The 20729-nt window shown below is 52.3% G+C and carries 16 protein-coding genes and 1 riboswitch; of the genes, 12 read left to right on the top strand and 4 right to left on the bottom strand.

Annotated elements, in window-relative coordinates:
• The first annotated feature begins 16 nt into the window (after positions 1-16).
• The 3 genes from V4U84_RS06470 to V4U84_RS06460 are packed head-to-tail and all read left to right on the top strand — an operon-like array spanning position 17 to position 3474.
• Entirely contained in the window at positions 17-388 is a 372-nt protein-coding gene (locus V4U84_RS06470; protein WP_334073918.1) for a BlaI/MecI/CopY family transcriptional regulator, read from the top strand.
• Between the two features lie 9 nt (positions 389-397).
• Positions 398-1981, top strand: coding sequence for a M56 family metallopeptidase (locus tag V4U84_RS06465; RefSeq protein ID WP_334073919.1), 1584 nt, complete (start codon positions 398-400; stop codon positions 1979-1981).
• A 14-nt stretch (positions 1982-1995) separates the two neighbouring features.
• Positions 1996-3474 (top strand): ABC transporter substrate-binding protein, encoded by a 1479-nt coding sequence (locus V4U84_RS06460; RefSeq protein ID WP_334076958.1) that lies wholly within the window; start codon positions 1996-1998, stop codon positions 3472-3474.
• Here V4U84_RS06460 and V4U84_RS26910 read toward each other — a convergent pair.
• Positions 3379-3960: a class I SAM-dependent methyltransferase gene (locus V4U84_RS26910; protein WP_416367216.1), complete on the bottom strand. Its 582-nt coding sequence runs from the start codon at positions 3958-3960 to the stop codon at positions 3379-3381. The genes V4U84_RS06460 and V4U84_RS26910 overlap by 96 nt on opposite strands.
• A 222-nt stretch (positions 3961-4182) precedes the next feature.
• Here V4U84_RS26910 and V4U84_RS06455 point away from each other — a divergent pair, with 222 nt between their 5' ends.
• The 6 genes from V4U84_RS06455 (at position 4183) to V4U84_RS06430 (ending at position 12075) form a co-directional block, all read left to right on the top strand.
• Positions 4183-5100 (top strand): NAD(P)/FAD-dependent oxidoreductase, encoded by a 918-nt coding sequence (locus tag V4U84_RS06455; RefSeq protein WP_334073921.1) that lies wholly within the window; start codon positions 4183-4185, stop codon positions 5098-5100.
• A gap of 58 nt (positions 5101-5158) precedes the next feature.
• On the top strand, positions 5159-5554 hold the full coding sequence (locus tag V4U84_RS06450; RefSeq protein ID WP_334073922.1) for an Rrf2 family transcriptional regulator: 396 nt from the start codon (positions 5159-5161) through the stop codon (positions 5552-5554).
• A gap of 228 nt (positions 5555-5782) precedes the next feature.
• Entirely contained in the window at positions 5783-8131 is a 2349-nt protein-coding gene (locus V4U84_RS06445; RefSeq protein WP_334073923.1) for a PEP/pyruvate-binding domain-containing protein, read from the top strand.
• 108 nt (positions 8132-8239) lie between these two features.
• Positions 8240-8782, top strand: a complete 543-nt coding sequence (locus V4U84_RS06440; RefSeq protein ID WP_334073924.1) for an acyl-CoA-like ligand-binding transcription factor — start codon at positions 8240-8242, stop codon at positions 8780-8782.
• A 103-nt stretch (positions 8783-8885) separates the two neighbouring features.
• The gene (gene thiD / locus V4U84_RS06435) at positions 8886-9704 is read left to right on the top strand and encodes a bifunctional hydroxymethylpyrimidine kinase/phosphomethylpyrimidine kinase (RefSeq protein WP_334073925.1); all 819 of its coding nucleotides are present in this window, start codon (positions 8886-8888) and stop codon (positions 9702-9704) included.
• A 211-nt stretch (positions 9705-9915) separates the two neighbouring features.
• Positions 9916-10112: riboswitch (cyclic di-AMP (ydaO/yuaA leader) on the top strand.
• Between the two features lie 136 nt (positions 10113-10248).
• Complete coding sequence (locus V4U84_RS06430) at positions 10249-12075, top strand: APC family permease (protein WP_334076957.1); 1827 nt, start codon at positions 10249-10251, stop codon at positions 12073-12075.
• Positions 12076-12123: 48 nt separating this feature from the next.
• Here V4U84_RS06430 and V4U84_RS06425 read toward each other — a convergent pair whose 3' ends face one another.
• Entirely contained in the window at positions 12124-12672 is a 549-nt protein-coding gene (locus tag V4U84_RS06425; protein ID WP_334076956.1) for a 5' nucleotidase, NT5C type, read from the bottom strand.
• A gap of 141 nt (positions 12673-12813) precedes the next feature.
• Between V4U84_RS06425 and V4U84_RS06420 the strand changes: the two genes are divergently transcribed.
• From V4U84_RS06420 to V4U84_RS06410, 3 genes are all read left to right on the top strand, one after another.
• Complete coding sequence (locus V4U84_RS06420) at positions 12814-13509, top strand: HAD family hydrolase (protein WP_334076955.1); 696 nt, start codon at positions 12814-12816, stop codon at positions 13507-13509.
• A 218-nt stretch (positions 13510-13727) separates the two neighbouring features.
• Entirely contained in the window at positions 13728-14969 is a 1242-nt protein-coding gene (locus V4U84_RS06415) for an MFS transporter (RefSeq protein ID WP_334076954.1), read from the top strand.
• A 1342-nt stretch (positions 14970-16311) separates the two neighbouring features.
• Positions 16312-19107 (top strand): endo-beta-N-acetylglucosaminidase, encoded by a 2796-nt coding sequence (locus tag V4U84_RS06410; protein ID WP_334076953.1) that lies wholly within the window; start codon positions 16312-16314, stop codon positions 19105-19107.
• Between the two features lie 27 nt (positions 19108-19134).
• Here V4U84_RS06410 and V4U84_RS06405 read toward each other — a convergent pair whose 3' ends face one another.
• Positions 19135-20244 (bottom strand): YheC/YheD family endospore coat-associated protein, encoded by a 1110-nt coding sequence (locus V4U84_RS06405; protein WP_334076952.1) that lies wholly within the window; start codon positions 20242-20244, stop codon positions 19135-19137.
• 6 nt (positions 20245-20250) lie between these two features.
• Positions 20251-20721: a GNAT family N-acetyltransferase gene (locus V4U84_RS06400; RefSeq protein WP_334076951.1), complete on the bottom strand. Its 471-nt coding sequence runs from the start codon at positions 20719-20721 to the stop codon at positions 20251-20253.
• Between the last annotated feature and the right edge of the window lie 8 nt (positions 20722-20729).

Genomic DNA, 20729 nt, shown 5'->3' with positions numbered 1-20729 from the left:
ACAAAGGAGTGTTTTTATGAAACCCGTGCAAAAGATGTCGGATGCGGAAACGGATGTGATGCGTGTGGTATGGGCGGCTGACGGGCCGGTCACGTCCCAGGCGGTCCTGGCGGAGCTTAACAAGCGGAAGGATTGGAAGCCGACCACCGTTCTGACCTTTTTGACCCGCTTGGCGGAAAAAGGATTGCTGCGGGTGGAGAAGCAGAAGAAGGTCAACTTCTATACCCCCGTGGTTACCGAGGAAGAATATAAACATCTGGAAACGAGGGCATTTCTTGAAACGGTTCATGAAGGTTCGGTCAAAAATTTACTAGCGGCTTTATATGATGCCGATGATATTAGTCCGGAGGAAATCAAGGAATTGAAGAAATGGTTTTCCGAAAGGTAGGTTGAACAAATGGGAATTATGTTGACGTTAACGGTAGTCGTCCTATCGATTACGGGAACGGTCTTGTTTGGCGCGCTGCGGCTTGCGAAGCCGCTCACGTACAAATTATTCGACGCCCAGTGGCATTACCGCACACAGAAGATCGTGCTGCTGTTTTTGCTCCTGCCGGTCGGGATTATTGGCGGATTGTTATATATGCGCTTTGATGGAGTAGGTGTGCCGGCCGCATCTGGCCCTATGCTGCAGCAAACTGCGGTATACCTTGCGGATCAGGGGGTGGCGACCAGCCGGAGCTGGACAAATGCATCCGGCTTCGCAGCAACTTGGATCAATCAAGGAGTGTCGACGGAGTTACAAGTTTTGCTGCAGCAAATCGGGTTTTGGCTGCCGTTCGTTTGGCTGGCCGGCTTGGTGTTCACCGGTTTTCGATCATTGTCGGCCTATCGGCGGTTCCGCGCCAGACTTCGGCGCACCAATCTCCCCATGGAAGGGGCGGCCCTGGAGTTATTTGCCTCCCTTAAACAGGAGATGGGCATCCACAGCAGCGTCTCGCTGCAATCCAACGATGCCGTCCGCACGCCGATGCTGATCGGAATTTGGCGAGCGGCCTTGATTTTACCGGAAGTCGAGCTGGATGAACGGGAACTGCGGCTGATTTTTCGCCATGAATTGATTCATTACAAAAGGAAGGATCTGTGGATCAAGGCGCTGGCTCTGCTGGCTAATTCGATTCATTGGTTCAATCCCGCGGTCTATATTTGGCGTAAAAACCTTGACCGGTACATGGAAATGTCCTGCGATGAAAGAGTTGTTGGCGGAATTCCCGAAAATGAAAGACGTTTCTACGGGGAGACGATCCTCAATGTGCTCGAACGCTCGACACCCTCCCGGCCGGCAGGGGTATTTACCGGCTTTAGCGAAAACACCGCATGGATTCAAGACAGGCTGGTACATATTTTGAGCGCAACGAAAAAAAACAGGCGTTCGGCTATTCTATCGGGGATATCGGCAGTTGTTGTCGCTTTTGCCGGAGTCGGGGTCGCTACGGTGGTGGATGCGAAGGTGAGTCCTGCCACATTTATTTTCGAACCCGCAACCGCGTCCCAGTCCGGAACGGATGAAGGTGACATGATTTACGAGGCTCCGACCGGCAGCGAATCCTCGATAACGGAGGACGAACGGAAAGAGGAACGACATTTCGTAAAACTCGATCGTCAAATAAACGAGCTAACCGATGCGGAAATCTATGACATTTATAAACAAGAGGGGATTCCATACTCCGATCCGACCGATTTTGAATTGGCGGACGGTACGATTACGTTCCCCGGGGCCGACAAGATTCCGCTGAGCAGCAGTTGCGGGAGCGAGAAAAGTCCTTTTGTAGCTAAAGTGTATGCTTCCAGCAAGGTGTTGGATTATGCGAATTACGCGCAACTGGATAAGCAACAATCGCGAATTGACGCTTGGGTAATCGAGTCTTTGAACAACCACGTCAGCGACCCTGACGCCATTCGGGACGAGATCGTTCAAACGTTGGCGGACCACCTGAAATTGCCCGCCGATCTGGTGACGGTAGAATTGAGTAACCTTTAAGGAGGGACCGGGGAATGTTCCGACGAAAAATGACGCGGTTGGTCATAGGCTTCATCGTTCTGTGTCTGCTTGTTGCAGGATGCTACCCGACACCTGAAAAAACAAGGCCGCATCGTTTCTTGAAAGTGATGTATTTTGGAGAGAACAGTTTTTATGAAGACTACGGCGATTTATTTTTAAGCAAGTACGGGGATGTTGATCTGGAGGTCGCCGTCCTGGATTCAAGCACGTTTGACCCGACGAAAAATTATAGTGAGGCCTTGCGCGAATTTATTCAACGCGAGAACCCGGATGTATTTTATTTATCGTCGCAGGAATATGAACGTTTTGTCCGGAAAGGGCTGCTGGCAAGCCTGGAGCCTCACATCAAGGCGGATCATTACGAGCTTTCCGGGATGCAAGATACGATCATCGATTTTTTAAGAGAATTGGGAGGGGGGCAGATCTATGGTCTTAGTCCGACTTTTTACAGCACGGCTCTTTATTATAATGCGGACCTGTTCAAGCAGTATGGAATCGATCCTCCGCACGATAATATGACTTGGCAGGAAATATTGGATTTGGCTGGGCGGTTTCCTGTGGATGGGGGGAAACAACAACGCGTTTATGGGTTAAGCGTACCATTCGTTCAAACGGTTGATTCTTTGGCGGAGAGGATTGCCGGAACAGATGGATTGTCCGCGGTAAACCCGGAAACCATGCAGGTGACCTTAAATACGGACTCGTGGAGAAACGTCTGGGAAATGGCGATAACGGGGGTTCGATCTAGTGCGATCTATTTGCCTGACACCCCGTTTTACGGCGGCTCGTTGCAGGACTATCTGGACAATGATTTATTTCTGCAGGGCCGGGTAGCGATGAAGCTGGATGATGCGAGTTTGCTGGAAACTCTGGGGAGCCTGACTAATACGATGCCGAAGTACAAAGCCTTTTCATTCGATACCGTCACGGGGCCTGTCGATCCCGCGGATCGGTCCGCTTCAAGGGATGTTGAGGTCGGACAAATCTTCGCCATTCGCTCGGGCACGCCCAATCCGGAGGCGGCTTGGGATTTCGTGAAATACGTGAACAGCGAGGAGTTTGCCGCAATAAAAGCGCGTGTAGTCGGCAGCAGCTTGTTGACGCGAAATCATCATTATAACGAAAACCGTGTGGAGGCTTTTTACCGATTGCGGCCATTAAAGGTCGATTATAGCCGTGAAGCGAAACTTCCGGATTCGTTTAAGGAAAAATTCAAGGATCTGCTGAGTAATGAGATGGGCAAGGTCGTGCGGAGAGAATCGGATTTAAAGGAAGCGCTTGAGCGTATCTCCGAAAAAGGTCAGATGCTGCTGGATCAAGCGGTGGGGGCAGAGGAGTTAAGGGAGGTGTCCCGGCAGCCAGCTTCCGTACATCATTCATCCGTTTTTAGCCGTAAAAAATATTTCGTTATAAAGGAAGCACTTTCTGAACTTTTTCAACACACGACAATCAAATCCTTGGTTGATAAATAAGCGGAGGTAATCTTCCTCGTTCCGAATGTAATTTCCGTCGTCATATCGGTTCATAAACCAGTTGCTGAATTTATGTTTCTGGCAGTAGTAAGGCTCAATAATCACCAGATTTCCATCCGGTTTCAGAATTCTCTGGAACTCCTGTAAATACTTGTTAATCAGTTCGTTCGGGATATGGTGAAGAACAGCCACGATTAATATGAAATCAACCCTTTGGTTGGGGAGTGGAATTTGGTTTCCGTCAAAAACCATAAATGTATGATGCGGAAATAGCTGTTTGGCAAATTGGATTCTTTTCACATCCAGGTCAATGCCGGTGTAATGCTCGGCTTGGCTTATGCGGCAGTTTGCCCCCGTGCCGCAGCCAAAATCAAGAACTGTTTTATGCTCCAGTGAGAAATGGTTCCTAATATGATGATGAATGTATCTTTCGGTAAACCATCTTGGGCGTACGAAGGAGTGATACAACCGAGGAGTCAAATACATAAAGCTATGAGCACCGTCCTTTTTTCTTAACAGTTACGATATTGTAGTTCTGATTTTCTCCAAAATTATGTCCGAGTTGGGCAATATGTATAAGTGCTAAAATTATCAAGTCAAGAACCTTAATAACTTGACGGATTAAATTTATCGGAGTTATTATGGATACACAAACTCCATAAATGGTGTTTTTATGTGACACATTCAGAAAAAAGCGAGGTTGTGTAAATGATAAATGGTTGGGATGTCGGGATTATCGGCGGAGGGCCGGCGGGATTGAGCGCCGCGCTTGTGCTGGGAAGGGCGAGAAGAAGCGCGGTCGTTCTGGACGAAGGCAGGCCGCGGAACCGGGTGACCCGTGAGGCGCACGGTTTTTTGACGAGGGACGGCATCGCCCCGGCGGAATTTCGCCGGATTGCCGCGGAACAACTGCGGAGGTATCCATCGATCCAACTGGTGGAGGAGCGGGCCGAAGGGATATCGGGTGCGGACGGGCAATTTGAAATTACATCCGCCCGAGGGGATGTTTACCGTGTGAAGAAACTGCTCTTCACAACCGGGAAAAGGGATCTGCCGCTCGAAATCAGCGGCCTGCAAGAGGTTTACGGCAGATCCGCGTTCGTCTGCCCCTATTGCGATGGTTGGGAGCTTAGTGACAAGCCGCTGGTCCTGATCGCCTCGGGCGACCGGGCAATGCATATGGCCAAAATGCTTACGGGGTGGACCGATCAAACGGTCCTCTGCACGAATGGCCCGAGCGGATGGAGTGCCGAGGAACGCTTGGAGCTTGAACGGCATAACATTCCTGTGACGGAAGCCCCGATTCGGCACATCGAATCCAGCGATGGTCAGGTGGAACAGGTGCTGCTGGAGGACGGAACACGCATCCCGTGTGAAGGTATATTTTTTGCGCCGAGACTGGCGGCCGGTTCGGACCTGCCGGGATATATCGGATGCGAGATGTCGGACGCGGGAACGGTGATCGTGCGGGATGAATTCGGGAAAACCAGCGTTCCGGGCGTTTATAGTGCCGGAGACGCGGCAACGGAGATGCACCAGGCGATTTGGGCGGCGTCTATGGGATCCGCGGCGGCGGCGGGCATTAATTTGGAACTGATCACCGAAGCCTGGAACCGGTTGGCTTGACACCTTTTGGCTTCACGGATATTATAGGCACCATGAGTCCATATTTCGGGGTGAGCATATGAAATTTTCCAAGGCGACGAATTACGCCCTGCACACGATGCTGGCGCTCGTGACCGAAGATCCGGTGAAGCCTGTCGGGGTCCAGCAGTTGGCCGATGCCCAGGACGTTTCTCCGACCTATTTATCGAAGATTTTGACCAAACTGGTGAAGGCGGGAATGATCGAGTCCGTATCGGGGGCGAACGGAGGCTACCGTCTGACGAGAAAAAAAGATGAAATGACGTTCCTAGATATTATCCAGGCCATCGAAGGAACCGCCTCTCTCTTTGACTGCAATTTTGACCATGGGTCGGAATGCCTGATCCAACAAGTGATGGTGGAAGCGGAGGAGAAGATGGAGCGGCATCTCAGAGATACAAAAATTACAGATCTTGCGAAAAGGGTAAAGAAGTAGGTCGATAGGCCGCTTCATTGCCTGACGGGAAACCCGGAATAACCATCCGGGTTTCCTTTTTTTGGTTTATAGAAATAACGGAACCGGACCTTTTTATGTTTTCAGACGAGATAAGACTTGACGGAATAGTTTAACGGGAATATTATATCTTTTGAAACTTAGTATCAAAAGATATAATATATCTTATTTAATAAAATGGTGAATTTTAATGAAGAGAGGACGATTGCAATGATCATCGGTTTTGCTGAAATGAACCCAGAACTTTGGCCAGTCGCGGGCGGAAAAGGAGCGATGCTATCCCGCATGTTTTGTGCCGGATATCCTGTACCGGAAGGTTTCATCGTGATGCCTTCGGCATTTGAACAAGGGCGTCTGACCGAGGAGGCTTGGTCCAAAATCCGGTCCCGGCTAAACCATCTCAGGAAAACGCATAAAAACCGTTCATTCGCCGTCAGGTCTTCGGCGTTGGCGGAAGATTCGGAGGAGGCGTCTTTTGCCGGAGAATTCGGGACGGTTTTGAACAGGAAATCGGATGAGGAGATTCTGGAAGCGATATACGAGGTACATCACTCCATGGAGGAGGAGCGGGTTCGCATGTACAGTTCCGCCAAGGGCGTGGATTTCACCCGTCAAATAGCCATAGTTGTCCAGATCATGATTGAATCGGAGATTTCCGGTGTCTTATTCACTGTAGATCCCATTACGGGCGGTAAATTGATGCAGGGAAATTTAGTGTATGGGCTGGGGGAGCAGCTTGTGTCCGGCGAGAGCAATGCTGAAGCATTTTCCTTCATCCGACCGAAGGGGAAGTATTCCGGCCCTGCCGCGTTCAAAAGGTATGCCGGCCGATTATACAACTACGCAGCCAGGCTTGAGAAGGAATTCGGTAGTCCCCAGGATATCGAATGGGCGGTTGCAGACGGGAAGCTTAACATTCTGCAAAGCAGGCCGATTACTACATTGAGTGCCGGGAATCGGGATACGTATGAGATTAATGATTCATTGACGGGTGATTTTTTATGGACAAACACCAATGTGGGCGAATCCATGTCCAATGTCATGACCCCATTAAGCTGGTCCATCCTTCGTTTGTTGGACGAAGAACACAGTCTGATTCCCGGAGAATATATGATATCGGGGAACATTTGCGGAAGAGTCTATTCCAACATCAGCTATCCCCTCTCGATGTTTGCGGCATTTGGGGTAAACCCAAGTACCATTCTCCGCAAGATGAGCCGGGTATTCGGACAGATTCCCGAGGGAATAGAGGTCCCTTTGATTCCGTTCTCAAGAAGGGAACTGCTCGGGAAAATCCGGGCCAAATTTTTTTATAATGTGAAACAAACCCAAAAGGCCGTTAAAAATGCCCCGCGGTTTTTGGAAGAGACGCCGGAGTGGTGCAGAACTATAACGGAGCGGATCAGGCAGACAGAAACCAGGGAACAATTGCTGGATTTGTGGAAGCGGGAAATATGGCCCCATAATGTTTCCGCAATGTGGCACGCCCTTGAAGCGCCTTCGCAGGCCATGCAGAAATTCGAAAAGCTACACTTTAAGTTAAGCAAGCGGGTTGGAGCGGAAGAGGCAAATCAGCTTTTGTCCTTTGGCGACGCTGCGGAACTGGAAAGTCTCGGCCCGCTCCTGGGGATATCGAAGGTGATGAGAGGGGAACTGACTGAGGAAAAATATATTGAGAAATACGGGCACCGGGGTCCGCACGAATTTGAACTGTCGATCCCCGGACCTGGTGAAGACCCTGTGTGGTTGGAGCGGCAAATGTCCGAATACTCGGCGGGCTCCACAAATGTGAATGATCTTTTGAGGCATCGGCAAGTTCAGAATGAGGCGGCATGGGACAGGTTTCGGCGAATCGATCCTCAAGCGGCAAAAAAGACAATCAGGAAATTGCCGCTCGTCTCGGAAGGCCCGAGATTACGGGAGGCAGTCCGTTCGGAATGGACAAGAACTTATCGGGTAAACCGTGCTTTCGCCCTAAAAGCCGGCGAGTTTCTCGGAATAGAAGACAATGTTTTCTTTTTATATATGCATGAACTTTTGGCCTGGTTGTCCGGTGAGGAAACCTCCGCTGCGGGACATCTGCCTGCGCGTAAACAAACCTACCTGAGATATCAGACGCTGCCGGCGTTTCCGTCAATGATTCGGGGAAGATTTGACCCCTTTGCTTGGGCCGAGGAACCGGTCCGCAGAACCGATGTTTTCGATGCTTCTCTTCCGCTGACCAATGTGGAAACCGACAGTCTGAGAGGAGTCGCGGGAGCGGCGGGCAGGATTAAAGGCGTAGTACGCGTTCTCGGACACCCCGAAGAAGGGAACCAGCTATTGCCGGGTGAAATATTGGTGGCTTCCACGATCAACATCGGATGGACGCTTTTGTTCCCCAAAGTATCCGCCATTATAACCGATATCGGAGCTCCGCTGTCCCATGCCGCCATCGTAGCGAGAGAACTGGGGATTCCCGCGGTGGTTGGATGCGGAAACGCCACTTCTCTGTTGAAAACGGGAGACCGGGTCATTGTCGATGGGGGGCAGGGCATTGTCCAAATACTTTCGGAGTGATAATCTGTAAACTACAGTGGGTGGAACAAAAATTGAATTGGGGTGGGGGCTATATCAGAGAAAAGAAACCAGGGCGGAGGCCTACGCGAGCGCAAAAAGGCAAAAGCTATGGCTGAAGTCCAGAAGCACGCGATGCGGTTGTTTCGCGAACAGGGCTATAGGGCCACTACGGTGGAGCAGATTGCCGAGGCGGCGGAGATATCCTACAGCACTTTTTTTCGGTACTTTTCCAGTAAGGAAGATGTGCTGACCCGTGATAATTATGATTCCCTGCTTATTCGCGCTTTTGAGGAGCAGCCTCCCGGTTTAAGTCCTATTCATGCGTTGAAAAACGCCATGATCTCGGAGATTTCTAATATGTCCGCCGAGGAGTTGTCCACGATGCGCGAGCGGAATCAGCTGGTGATTTCGATTCCGGAGCTCTGGGCGGCGTTGGTGAACAACATGACGCAGATGATGCATCTGATCGCGGATATCGTCGCGGGGCGGGTCGGCGGCCACCCGGAGGATCTGGCGATCCGCACTTTAGCCGGAGCTGTGGTGGGTGTGAATATTTCGGTGATACTTCATTATGCGAAAAATCCGGAGACCGATTTTGCCGAGCTTTTGGAGGAAGCGCTAAGCCATCTGGAAAAAGGATTCTCTCTGTAAGACCGGTACAGAACCAAAGCTGAAAATAACTCCACTGACTTTCTGAAAATAATGCTACAATAAAGGCCGAAACAGTAAAGTTTTTCGCAAAGGGGTAATGGACATGACAACCATACTGAAAACATTGACGATAGCCGGCAGCGATTCCAGCGGCGGGGCGGGAATCCAGGCGGATTTGAAGACCTTTGAGGAATACGGGACCTATGGATTGAGCGCGTTGACCACCATCGTGACGATGGATCCGGACCGCGGCTGGCATCACAGCGTATATCCGGTGGATGCGGCCCTCGTTGCCGAACAGCTGAAGACCGTATTTGCCGGCGGGCCCGTTGCGGCCATGAAAACGGGAATGCTGGGCAGCGTGGCGATCATCGAAGTCGTGGAAGCCTGCATTAAGCGGAATCGGCAGCAAAATGTCGTCATCGACCCGGTAATGGTCTGCAAGGGCGAGGACGAAGTGCTGAATCCCGAAAGCGCGGATGCGATTCGCGATTCTTTGTTGCCGCTGGCAACCGTGACCACGCCGAACCTGTTCGAAGCGGGCGTATTGTCCGGAATGGGGCGTCTGACCTCGGTGGCGGATATGAAGGAAGCGGCGAAACGAATTCGGGAACGGGGGGCCCGGAACGTCGTTATCAAAGGCGGGAAGGCTCTCGAGGGCGAAAAAGCGCTCGACATATTCTACGACGGCTCCGAATTTACGATCCTGGAGAGCGATAAAATCGAACCGGCCCACAACCACGGTGCGGGCTGTACATTTGCCGCCGCGGTAACCGGCGGGCTGGCTTGCGGCATGCCGGTCAAGGAGGCGGTGGAGAAAGCGAAAAAATTCGTGACGGCCGCGATCCGCTCCGGATACGCATTTAACGAATTTGTAGGTCCCGTTTTTCACGCGGGGTATCGCTTGAACGGCGAGCAATAAAACCATGGCCCTCCATTTAAGGTCTTGTTCTCCTGTGCGGAGAGCAGGACCTTTTCTTACATTTGACGTGGGCTGATAAATCATGAAAGGAAATGAAAATAAGGGAAGTAAGCGCTTAATCGAACCCTTTTGGGTCAATGTTTCGTGAAATCGGGCACATCAAGGGTTTTACACGGATAAGTGAAAGGAGTATATTCACTCATGGATTTCATATCAAAATTCGCTGAATTTCCAGTAAGGGAAAACGGGGGAACCGATTTGTCGTCAACGTTTGGCCGGGAGAGTATCGGCCAAATCAAAGCGGCAGGGGGTGAATCCGCGGCAGCTTTCAGTCAGGGCTTTCGCGGAGGGGTGATTCTCGCCACCCTAATCCGACAGCTAACCTCGTAAGCGTAGTTCGGGAGAGGATGATACTGTGACCATGCAGACATGACATGGACCACAGGGGTTCTGACCTCTGTGGTTTTTTGCTGTGCTCCCCTATGCTTTTTTTTCCGAAGAAAATGGGTATTCTATCTTAAACCAACTATGAGGTGTTGCAGTTATGTTTACCATGCTAAAAAGAGTGCTCATCGGTCAGCCGCTGAAGTCTACGGAACTGGGGGAACAAAAGCTCAGTAAAACGAAAGCGCTGGCGATTCTGTCTTCGGATGCCCTGTCCTCCATTGCCTATGGTCCCGAACAGATCCTGATTGTGCTGATGGCCATCGGGGCGGCGGCCTTTTGGTATTCCATCCCGATTGCCGTAGGAATTCTCGTGCTGCTGACGGCTCTCGTCCTGTCCTACAGACAAGTGATTTTCGCTTATCCGCACGGGGGCGGCGCCTATGTGGTGTCGAAGGAGAACCTTGGTGTTAATGCGGGCCTGCTGGCGGGCGGAGCCCTGTTGGTTGATTATATTTTGACGGTGGCGGTCAGCATTTCGGCGGGGACGGACGCCATTACTTCCGCCTTTCCGTCGCTGCATCCTTATAATGTGCTGATCGCTTGCCTGCTGGTTGTGCTGATTACCGTTCTCAACCTGCGCGGCATTACCGAGTCGGCTTCCATTCTGGCTTATCCGGTGTACTTGTTCGTCCTGATCATCTTCATAACGATCGGTGCGGGATTGTATCGGATTATGACCGGCCAGGTCCCGAGCGATCTGCACGCCCCGATCGGTACACCTGTCGCCGGGCTGACCTTGTTTTTGCTGTTGAAGGCTTTTGCGTCCGGGAGTTCGGCCTTGACCGGGGTGGAGGCGATCTCCAATGCGATCCCGAATTTTAAGGACCCCGCCCCGAGGAATGCTTCCAAAACCCTGGCGGCGATGGGCATTCTGCTGGCTTTGCTGTTTACCGGAATCGTCTGGCTCGCGTATTACTACGGCATCTCGCCAAAAGGCGAGGAAACGGTCGTTTCGCAAATCGCCTCGGCAACCTTCGGCAGAGGCGGGATGTATTTCGCGATTCAGGGAATCACCGCAATGATTCTCGTCCTTGCCGCGAACACAGGGTATTCGGCATTTCCGCTGCTGGCGGTCAACCTGGCAAAGGATAAATATATCGCCCGGATGTTCACCGTTCGTGGAGATCGCCTTGGCTATTCGAACGGAATTGTGTTTCTGGCGGCGGCTTCGATTTTATTGATTATCGTGTTTAAAGGGCAGACCGAGCATTTGATTCCGCTTTATGCGGTCGGGGTTTTTATCCCGTTCACACTGGCGCAGGCCGGGATGCTGGTGAAGTGGATCCGGGAGAAACCCGAAGGGTGGAGAGTAAAGCTCACCATTAACGCGGTAGGCGCGGTGATCAGCTTTACGGTCATGATGATGTTTTTCATTACGAAGTTTACGCAGGTTTGGCCCGCACTCATTTTTTTACCGGCGATCGTCATGGTCTTTCACAAAATTCATAAGCACTATGAGGCCGTCGGCGATCAGCTTCGCATCACCACTTGCGAGCCTGCGGCTCGCGTTAATGGCAATGTGTTCGTTATTCCGGTCGCCGGAATTACGCATGTGGTGGAGAATACGCTGAACTATGCCAAATCCTTAAAGCCCGATCAAATTATCGCGGTATACGTGGCTTTCGATAAGGAAGCGGAGAAGCAGTTTGAAGAGAAGTGGAAGCTGTGGCAGCCCGATATCCGCCTGGTGACCATCTATTCGCAGTACCGGAGCATCATCCAGCCGCTGACCAAATTTATCGACACGGTCGAGCATAAGGCCAAGGAGTTGAATTACGGGGTGACCGTGCTGATTCCGCAGTTTATTCCGAAGAAACGGTGGCACAACGCGCTTCATAATCAATCGAGCTTATTGATTCGCGCATTCCTGCTCTATCGCCGGGATTTAATCGTTGCGACCGTTCCGTATCATTTGAAAAAATAATCCGAACACTGCTGAAGCCCGGCTCCGTGCCACCCGGCCCGGAATCCTTCAGCTCAGCATGCTTCGCACCAGTTCGTTCATGCCCTTCCAGGAATCCTTCAGTACGAAGTCCTGTTGAATTCCCGCATTCCACGGCCTCGGAATCAGAATCGTCCGCTTTCCGGCGTCCCTGGCGGCGAGAATATTGTGCGGCCCGTCGTCAATAAGCAGATCAAAACCGAGCAAGTACTTGCGCTTGGCCACGAAGAAATTCTCGAACGGGATAAACGACAGGTGCCTTTGCAGCCACCGCCACTTCTCGGCGACCGAGGACGGCCGGGCGGCGGTGACGATAATAACGTCATAATCGGCGGTCATTCTGCGGATTTCTTCCACCGTGTATTCGTCAAAAATCTCCAGTTCCTCATAAAGGCCGGGCCGGCCGAAGAACAGATCGTCCGTACAGGCGGGATGCCAGATGCCGCTTAAATCGAAGCTGACGATTTGTTCCAGGGTCAGCGGCAGATCGGGATACATCATATTATGGTAATGGATAGCTTTCGGTATGAGATGGCAGATCGTGTCGTCCATGTCGACGGCTATAATTTTTTTACTCATGCGAATATATTTCTCCCCGGCATACGATGCGTTGAATTTACCGTAATTGTAAAGGACCCGGCGGCAAAGCGCAAACTTTACAAGGAGTACAGGTTGGCATATTATGGGGCTATACCAATATAGACAGGAAGGAATGTGGAGATGGAGAGGACCGAGGCGAAACTTAAGAAACCTGAAGCGATGATATTCGACATGGACGGAACGCTGTTCAAGACCGAGACATTGCTGATTCCCGCTTATCACCAGTTGTTCGACCGGCTTAGAGAAGAGAAGCTGTACGAGGGAGAGACGCCACCCGATGAACTGATGCTGAGCTGTTTGGGGATGCTGCTGGAGGATATTTGGAGGAAGGTGATCCCGGACTGCAATGAGGCCGTGCACCGGCGGGCGGACGAATTGCTCCTGGAGCTGGAGCTTTCGGGTCTCAAGGAGAACACCTCCGAGCTCTATCCCGGAGTGAAGGAGACGCTTGAGGCGCTCAAGGCCCGCGGAATCCGGCTGTTTGTGGCCAGCAACGGGCTGGAGCATTATGTAAAGGGAGTGGCCGAAGTGCACGGAATTTCTTCGTTGTTTGAAGGGATTTACAGCGCGGGCGAGTACCTGACTCCTTCCAAAGTCGATCTTGTACGGCTGCTTATGGACCATCACGGCCTGACGAGCGTCTGGATGGTCGGGGACCGTTCCTCGGACGTTGAGGCGGGCAAGAAGAACGGGCAGACCGTCGTCGGATGCGCTTATGCCGAGTTCGGAGACGGCGCCGAGCTGACCGGTTCCGATGTGATTATCCGTTCCTTCGGCGAGCTGATTTCTCTCTCGGATCGGGCAGAGGAAATGTAGAACCGGGTTTTTAAATATTTTGGAGGTGTTTTATATGCGACAAGTTCATTCCAATCCAACCAACAAACAAACCGAAACTAATCAGAATCAAAAAAGAAAGCGGTAAGCGGCCGCAGGTGCGGTATGGATTGTGAATAGCGAAATAGCAACATAGCGAAATAGCGAATATAACCTTCTGGACCTATGACGCGCCGCCTACCCGAAAGGCGGAATCCGTTTTGTATAATGTCCATGCGGCAAAAGTATTTTTTTTAATGAATTTTATCACCTCGCTTGCGGGCAGTACCATATTTACGACATACAGCATTTATTATGTTACACAGCTTGGCCTGAATCCCTTTGAGCTAGTTATGGTCGGAACCGTGCTGGAGTTAACGGTGCTGATCTTCGAAGGGATTACCGGCGTGATTGCCGATACGTACAGCCGCAAGCTGTCGATCATTATCGGCATGTTCATTTTGGGGGCGGGGTTTGCGTTTGAAGGCAGCATCATTTGGCTGCAGGGCTTCGGGCCGATGATCCCGCTCGTCGTCTGGGTATTGCTGGCCCAAGTGCTGTTCGGCATCGGCCACACCTTTATCAGCGGCGCCGACAGCGCCTGGATCGTCGATGAGGTGGGGGAGGACTCGGCCGGCGTCATTTTTATGCGCGCCAAACGAGTGTCCCTGACAGCAACGCTGCTGGGTATCGGTCTTAGCGTAGGCCTTTCGGTGCTTGCGCCGAATCTGCCGTATTTGGCGGGAGGACTGATGTATGCTGCTCTCGGCTTGCTCCTGATCCGACATATGAAGGAGACGCGCTTTGTCCGGCCGCCGCGGAGCGGCAGAACCTCCCACTTTAAGGAGATGCGCCGGACCTGGAAAAGCGGGGCAAGGGTGATTGCCCGCAGCCCGCTGCTGTTGATGCTTGTGTTCGTTACGCTGTTTAGCGGTGCGGCCTCGGAGGGCTATGACCGACTTTGGGAAATTCATCTGATCCGGGAAATCGGCTTTCCGGACCGGTCGTTTTCGATGGCCATATGGTTTGGCCTGATCAGCGCGGCATCCACCATTTCGGGAATGCTGGCGGTAGGCTATACCGAGAAGAAGCTGAACATGAGCAATGAACGGGCCGTGTCCGCGGCTATCTTTTTGCTCACTTTCATTCGTATTGCCGGCATACTTTCGCTTTTCCTGGCAACGGACTTCGTCTGGGCGCTGGCGTCCGTGCTGGCTGTAAGCGTAGTTGTTACCGTAAGCGAGCCGATCTATGCGACGTGGCTGAACATGAATCTGCGCAGCGACACCCGGGCTACAGTCCTGTCGATGGTCAGCCAGTCCGACGCTCTTGGCCAAACTGCGGGCGGGCCGGGTGTGGGATGGATCGGAAGCCGGTTCTCCATCCGGGCCTCCTTGCTGGCGGCTGCGATATTGCTGCTCCCGATTTTGGGCGTATTCGGACGGCTGCTGCGCAAGCGATGAAGTAAAGAAATATAAAGTTAAAGGGCTGCCCCTCAGGTGCTAAATGACTTGAGGGGCGGTTTTTATGGGTTTTATCTTTGGGAAAAAGCGAGCCAACCCTGATTTACGGATTCCCAAGCCGACCGGATTAGCGGCCTTTTGGGGCGTTAATTTGGCCTGTTTCGGCTCCGTGGGAATAATAGCGGTCAAAAGGGCACTGAAGTTGCATCAAACCTGACAGGGTGCTGCTTATTTTGAACCTTGTCGCCTCGGTGTGGCGAGTTGGATCCGGCGTGTCCCATTTCCCTAACCGCCGTCGCATGAGCAGCCTTGCAAGAAAGACGAAAATTAACGCTAACGGTTGCCACAGCCGTTATTTGTCCTGAAAACGCCAATTTCCCATTCTAACGGTCGCCACGGCGCCTATTTTCGCATAAACAGGCTGTTAAGGCGAGAATCCAGGGGAATAACGGCGCTCACAACCGTTAGAATTTCGAAAGGGCTACTTTTCGTTAAATAGCGGCTGCTACAGCCGTTAGAGTCCTCTCAGGCATTAGTACCAGCTGGAAAAACTGACCTTTTGCAGGAATTCATACTCGATTATATAAATGCAGGTAAGTCTTGAAAGGCAAAATAAAATTTCGCGAAAAAAAAAGAAGACTACGCCATGCGTAAGATAGGGCTCCCATTTTTAACCATACTCTTCTTTTGATTTGCATATTAGACAGCGGTGTAAATAGTTCTCTTCACACTCTTGACCTGCAACTATATGGTTTGATTCGAATTAAAGGGAATTCTTCCCGTTAATTTGGTACATATGCGACTGCAGAGGCGAATTAGCTGGAAAACCTCACGCTAATTCGCCTGAAATTGTGTATATTGGCCATAGGGTCGCGAAATAGATGGAGCTTTTCCAGCTAAATACGATCAAGGAGCCAGGAGCGGTACACTAACGGGAAATTTTCCCGTTAATGATGTAGATTCCGACGCTGGGACTTTATATCTACAATTGTGGATGTTGGCAACATATCTCCGAAATCCTATCACATCCTTGCTGGCGCCAATTATTTAGTTCAACCTACATAGGGGCCAAAAAATCCGCTATTTCATATCAATGAGCCAAATTCGACAAAATAGCGCCGCAAAAGGTACTTATTCACCTGCACGGCGTTAGACGAGGCTGGCCGCTATCCAATCTCTATAGGATCAAACTAACTTAATGCAACGTTAGTGCTTACAACGGTACTACGCCTCTGCCCTATTTCTTTAATTTGTCCAGTGTATCTTTAATTTCAACCCTTTTTGCAAGGGCTTTCATGAGATAAATTGGAATCATCATGACAAACGAAGAGGAGGATATTGTATGAAAGTACGATCCAGGAAAAGGGCGTTTCCCAAAGTAACGTCGATAGTATTGACGGCTGCGCTGCTGCTCACGGCATTCCCTTTTTCCGCGCAGGCGGGGGATACCTGGCCGTTTCAAGGCGATAGCGCGCACGGAAAAAATCAGCCGAGCGTCCATGGATACACCAGCGGACATATTCTCGACTGGAGCCCCGAGCGGGATCCCGATGCCGAATGGTTGAGATCTCATGTACCGCTGCAAAAAAGAATTGAGCCGTTGGCCGCCACACAGGCCAACCCCGCATTGAATCCCGAGGTTCGGATGATGAACGTAGCGGGAGATTACGGCAACGCGTTTATCGAGAATGCGCCTTACACGAACAAATTCGCCCAGTATCATTTTAACTTCTGGCAATATGTCGATTACTACTCCTACTGGCACGGTACCGCGACCGCCTATACCCCGCCGGAATATTACGACGAACTGGCGCAGAAAGACTGGCAGCAAAAATGGTTCGAATTCGGCATCTTGAACATCCCGAACCCGACCTATACCGATGCCGCGCATAAAAACGGCGTGCTTTCCCTGGCGGGAATCTTCTTCTCGAACAATGACCGCGGACAGCAGACCTATAAGCAAATGCTTGTGAAGGATGAGAACGGAGAATTCCCGGTGGCCAAAAAGCTGATCGAAATGGCGCGCTATTTCGGCTATGACGGTTATTTCGTCAATCAGGAGGAACAGAGTCCCAATGTGGCGACCCGGGATATTCCCGACTATATCGCATTTATGAAAGCGCTTCAGGAGGGCGGCCTTTACGTCCAATGGTATGATTCCCTGGATACGAGGGACGGGGCGAATAAATTTGCCCGCACCTTTAGCGACAACAACATTTCGTTCCTCTACGATAAGCATGCCGGCGAGCGGGTTTCCCAATCCTTTTTCTTTGACTACGGCATGGGGGACAGCCAGATCGATGCCGCCGAAAACTATCTGAAGCAGCTAAATCATGCGCACGGAACGGATTTGGATTTGTATGAAGCCGGTTTCGCCGGACTGGAAGCGGGCCGGGACCGGTTCAAGGATATCAACGGCAAGGCCCTGAAGGATAAGCTGGAAGGCGGCATTCCCCGTCTCAGCATTTCTACCTTGGGCGCGGACTTTGTCCATGCCGGGCTGGATGAGGACATGAATCAATCTTGGCCCGTCCGCCATCGCGCCGAGAACGATTACCAATGGATGACCCATCTGCGCGAACGGCTCTGGTGGTCCGGACCGAACGCGGATCCGAAGAATACCGGAGTCTCCGCGGAAAACACGGTTTCCGACGTTTATGCGGACAACCGGTATTGGCCGGGCATCGCCTCGGTGATCGCCGAGCGTTCGGTAATCGGGGATAATCATTTCTATACCCGGTTCAATACAGGACACGGTCTGTCCTATTATGTGGGCGGCCAAGTATCCAATCCGGACGAATGGTCGAACATGAGCCTCCAGGATATCCCCGTCACCTGGCAGTGGTGGCAGGATACCAAAGGGAACCGGCTCACCGTGGATTTCGACTATGGTCCGAAATATAACATCGGCAGCGCGGAGCGCTTCGACTATGAGCGAGTCGGCGCTTATCAGGGCGGCAGCTCGCTGGTTGTCAGCGGGGATTTGAACGCGGAAAACTTCCTGCGGCTGTATAAAACCGACCTCGCCGTGAATACGAACTCCAAGCTCTCCCTTACGTTTAACAAAAGCTCCAAGAACGACAATTCCACCATGGGTGTCGGCCTGATCTTCGAGGATGCACCGGATAAGGCCGTCAAGGTGGAGGTTCCGAAGAGCGGAAAGCGAACGAAGGGATGGGAGACCGCCGAGCTGGATTTAGGCGTCTACGCCGGCAAATCGATCGCCGCGTTCGGCTTGGTATTTGAGCCGGGCAAAAAAGCCGTGGCGGATTACCAGATGAACATCGGGGAGATCCGCATTTTTGACGGCTCCGCCGTAGAGCCGTCCGCGCCTACCGGACTGGCCATTCAGGCGGCCTATACCGACAGCGGGGAGCTGGAACTGAAGTGGAACCGCGACCCGGATTACACCAAGGTCAAGCAGTATAATGTCTACGTGAACGACGTATTTGTAGGCGGGAAATACGATGAAGTATTCTACATCAAAAAACTCCCTGCCCGCTCCGGCAAGATTAAAGTGGCTGCCGTGGGAGCGAATGGACTGGAAGGAAAGGCCGCGGAGCTGAAATTCGACTTGACCGCGTCCCCATCGAATTTGCGGGTCGACTCCCGGCCCGACGGCACCTTCACGGTCAACTGGGATCTGCCGGCCAAGGCCGGCGACGACGTCACGGTCAGCGTGAAGTCCCTGAACTGGATTACGACGGGGAAGCCGGTGTCCGAGCAGACGACCGTTCCGGCCGGCTCGACAACCGCGGCGTTCAAGAATATGCCGGTGAACGGTGACGATTATCTCGTAACGGTCGCCCTGGGCGACAAGAATGCTGTTGCCGTCGGCGGCCGGTTCATCGACACGGTATCCGAGCCTTATGCCGAAGCATGGTCCTGGGAAGGCAATACCTTAAACCTCCCGATGCCGAATACCCGGGACTGGCGCTACATGTATGTATACGAAGACGGCAAGCTCCGCTCTTTCCCGACGACTTATAATGTCGGGGACAAGGACCGGATCATTCGCGGGCGGACGACGAAGGCCAGCCTCCGCTTTACCTCTGCGGCGAAAAACGTGTACATCATCATGGAAGACTACGCCGGGAACAAATCGGCGCCGGTTTACTTGAAAGGCGAAGAACAGTAGCCTGCGAAACGATGAAGCCGCTCCTCCTCACGATGAGGAAGGGGCGGCTTCGCGTTTGTACATCCAAAGCGCGTACTCCAAAGGTTTGATGATGGCGCGGCGATAGGCCTCGGTATCTCCCGTTTGGATGAACACCTCGCGCGCCGGCTTGGGGTTAACCTCAAGCAGGTAGACCCGGCCGCTGCGGTCGATCGCCAGATCCAGCGCCAGTTCGCATAAGGCGCCGATGGTCGATTCCAGGTAGGCGGCGATCTCCAGGCTCAGCTTTTCGGCCGTCTTGCGGATTTCGGCACGCTTTTCTTCGCTGTTCGAAATTTGCCGGAGCAGGGTGTTCATCGATGCGGCTTTCCCGCCGCCGTGCAGGTTGGAGGTCACGCTGCGGGGCGGTCCGATCCGGCCGGCGCAGCCGGTTACCTCCCATTGGCCATGCCCGTTCTTCTGCACCAGCATCCGGTAATCGTGTACCCGGCCGTCCGGCAGTTTGATCTGGATGCCCTGCTGGGCAAGGAACTTGCCCCCGATTTTCCAATTCAGCAAAAAAGCGCCGAGCCGGGATTTATGCATCTTTTGCGCGGGGATAATCTTGCGGTTTTGCCGCCGGCCCTGGATGAGGAACAGGTCGCCGCCCAGCCGATCCACCCGCACGATCCCCCGGCCGCCGGTGCCGTTGATCGGTTTGACGTAAACGGACGGATAGGTGCGGAGCAGCCGGAAGACATCGCCGCTGTTTTGAAACAGGGCCGTCTCGGGCAAGTGTTTGCGGAAGGAGGATTTGCGCGACAGCAACTGGTAAATCGTCCATTTGTTGCGAAGCGGCCGATTTAAATACTTCAAATTCCCGTATCTGGCCCTGAATTTCAGCAGCTGCTCGAAACGCTTGCTCCGCTGAATCCGGCAGCGGTCGAAAATCAGATGGGGAAAGCTCCGCCATTTTCGCGACCATTTTTTCGATTTCGGATCGTAGACCATGGCATGTATCAAGTTCTTTTTGTCATACACATCCATGGGGGTGAATACAAAAATATCAAGACCGAGTTTCTGGCCCTCTGTAATCATTCTTTGGTAAATATGCCGTTCCTCCAATTGCTTCTTATCGTTCATATATAAAGTCAAAATACCGAGGACGGGTTGCGCCACGGAACATCACCTTCTTTCTTCCAGGATAAGCTCGGCCGGCCCGCCCGGGGTTTTGACCATGCCGCCGGCGTACAGCCCGGCGCGGAAACACATCTGCAGGCCGGAGACGCTGCTTAAGGGGACACGGCAACTGAGCCGCCCCAGCGCGGAAATTTGCCGGCTCAGCAGTCTGGATCCAAGCCCTCTTCCGCGATAAAGCGGATGAACGACGACCAGGCTCAGCCCGCGTCCATAATGGGTCACACAGGAAAAGCCGGCCAGCCTCGGGCCGTCCTCCGCCTCGATTTCGGCGAGCAGGAGAAGGGAGTCAGGCTGAAGCAAATCGCGCGAAGACAGCTTCATCAGTTCCCGGATCGTATTTGCGGGCAAGGCTTTTCGTCCGTATTTTTGCGTAAATGCGATCAATTCGGCCTGCTGGAGTTCCCAAGGGGTTCCGTCATTGAGCTGCCAGGCCTTCACCAACATCGGATTGCTCACCTCTTTAT

Origin of the sequence: Paenibacillus sanfengchensis (assembly GCF_036864765.1) — a bacterium.
GTDB lineage: Bacteria > Bacillota > Bacilli > Paenibacillales > Paenibacillaceae > Fontibacillus > Fontibacillus sanfengchensis.
Note: the sequence above shows the minus strand (reverse complement) of the source record. Positions and strands in the feature narration are given on the sequence as shown.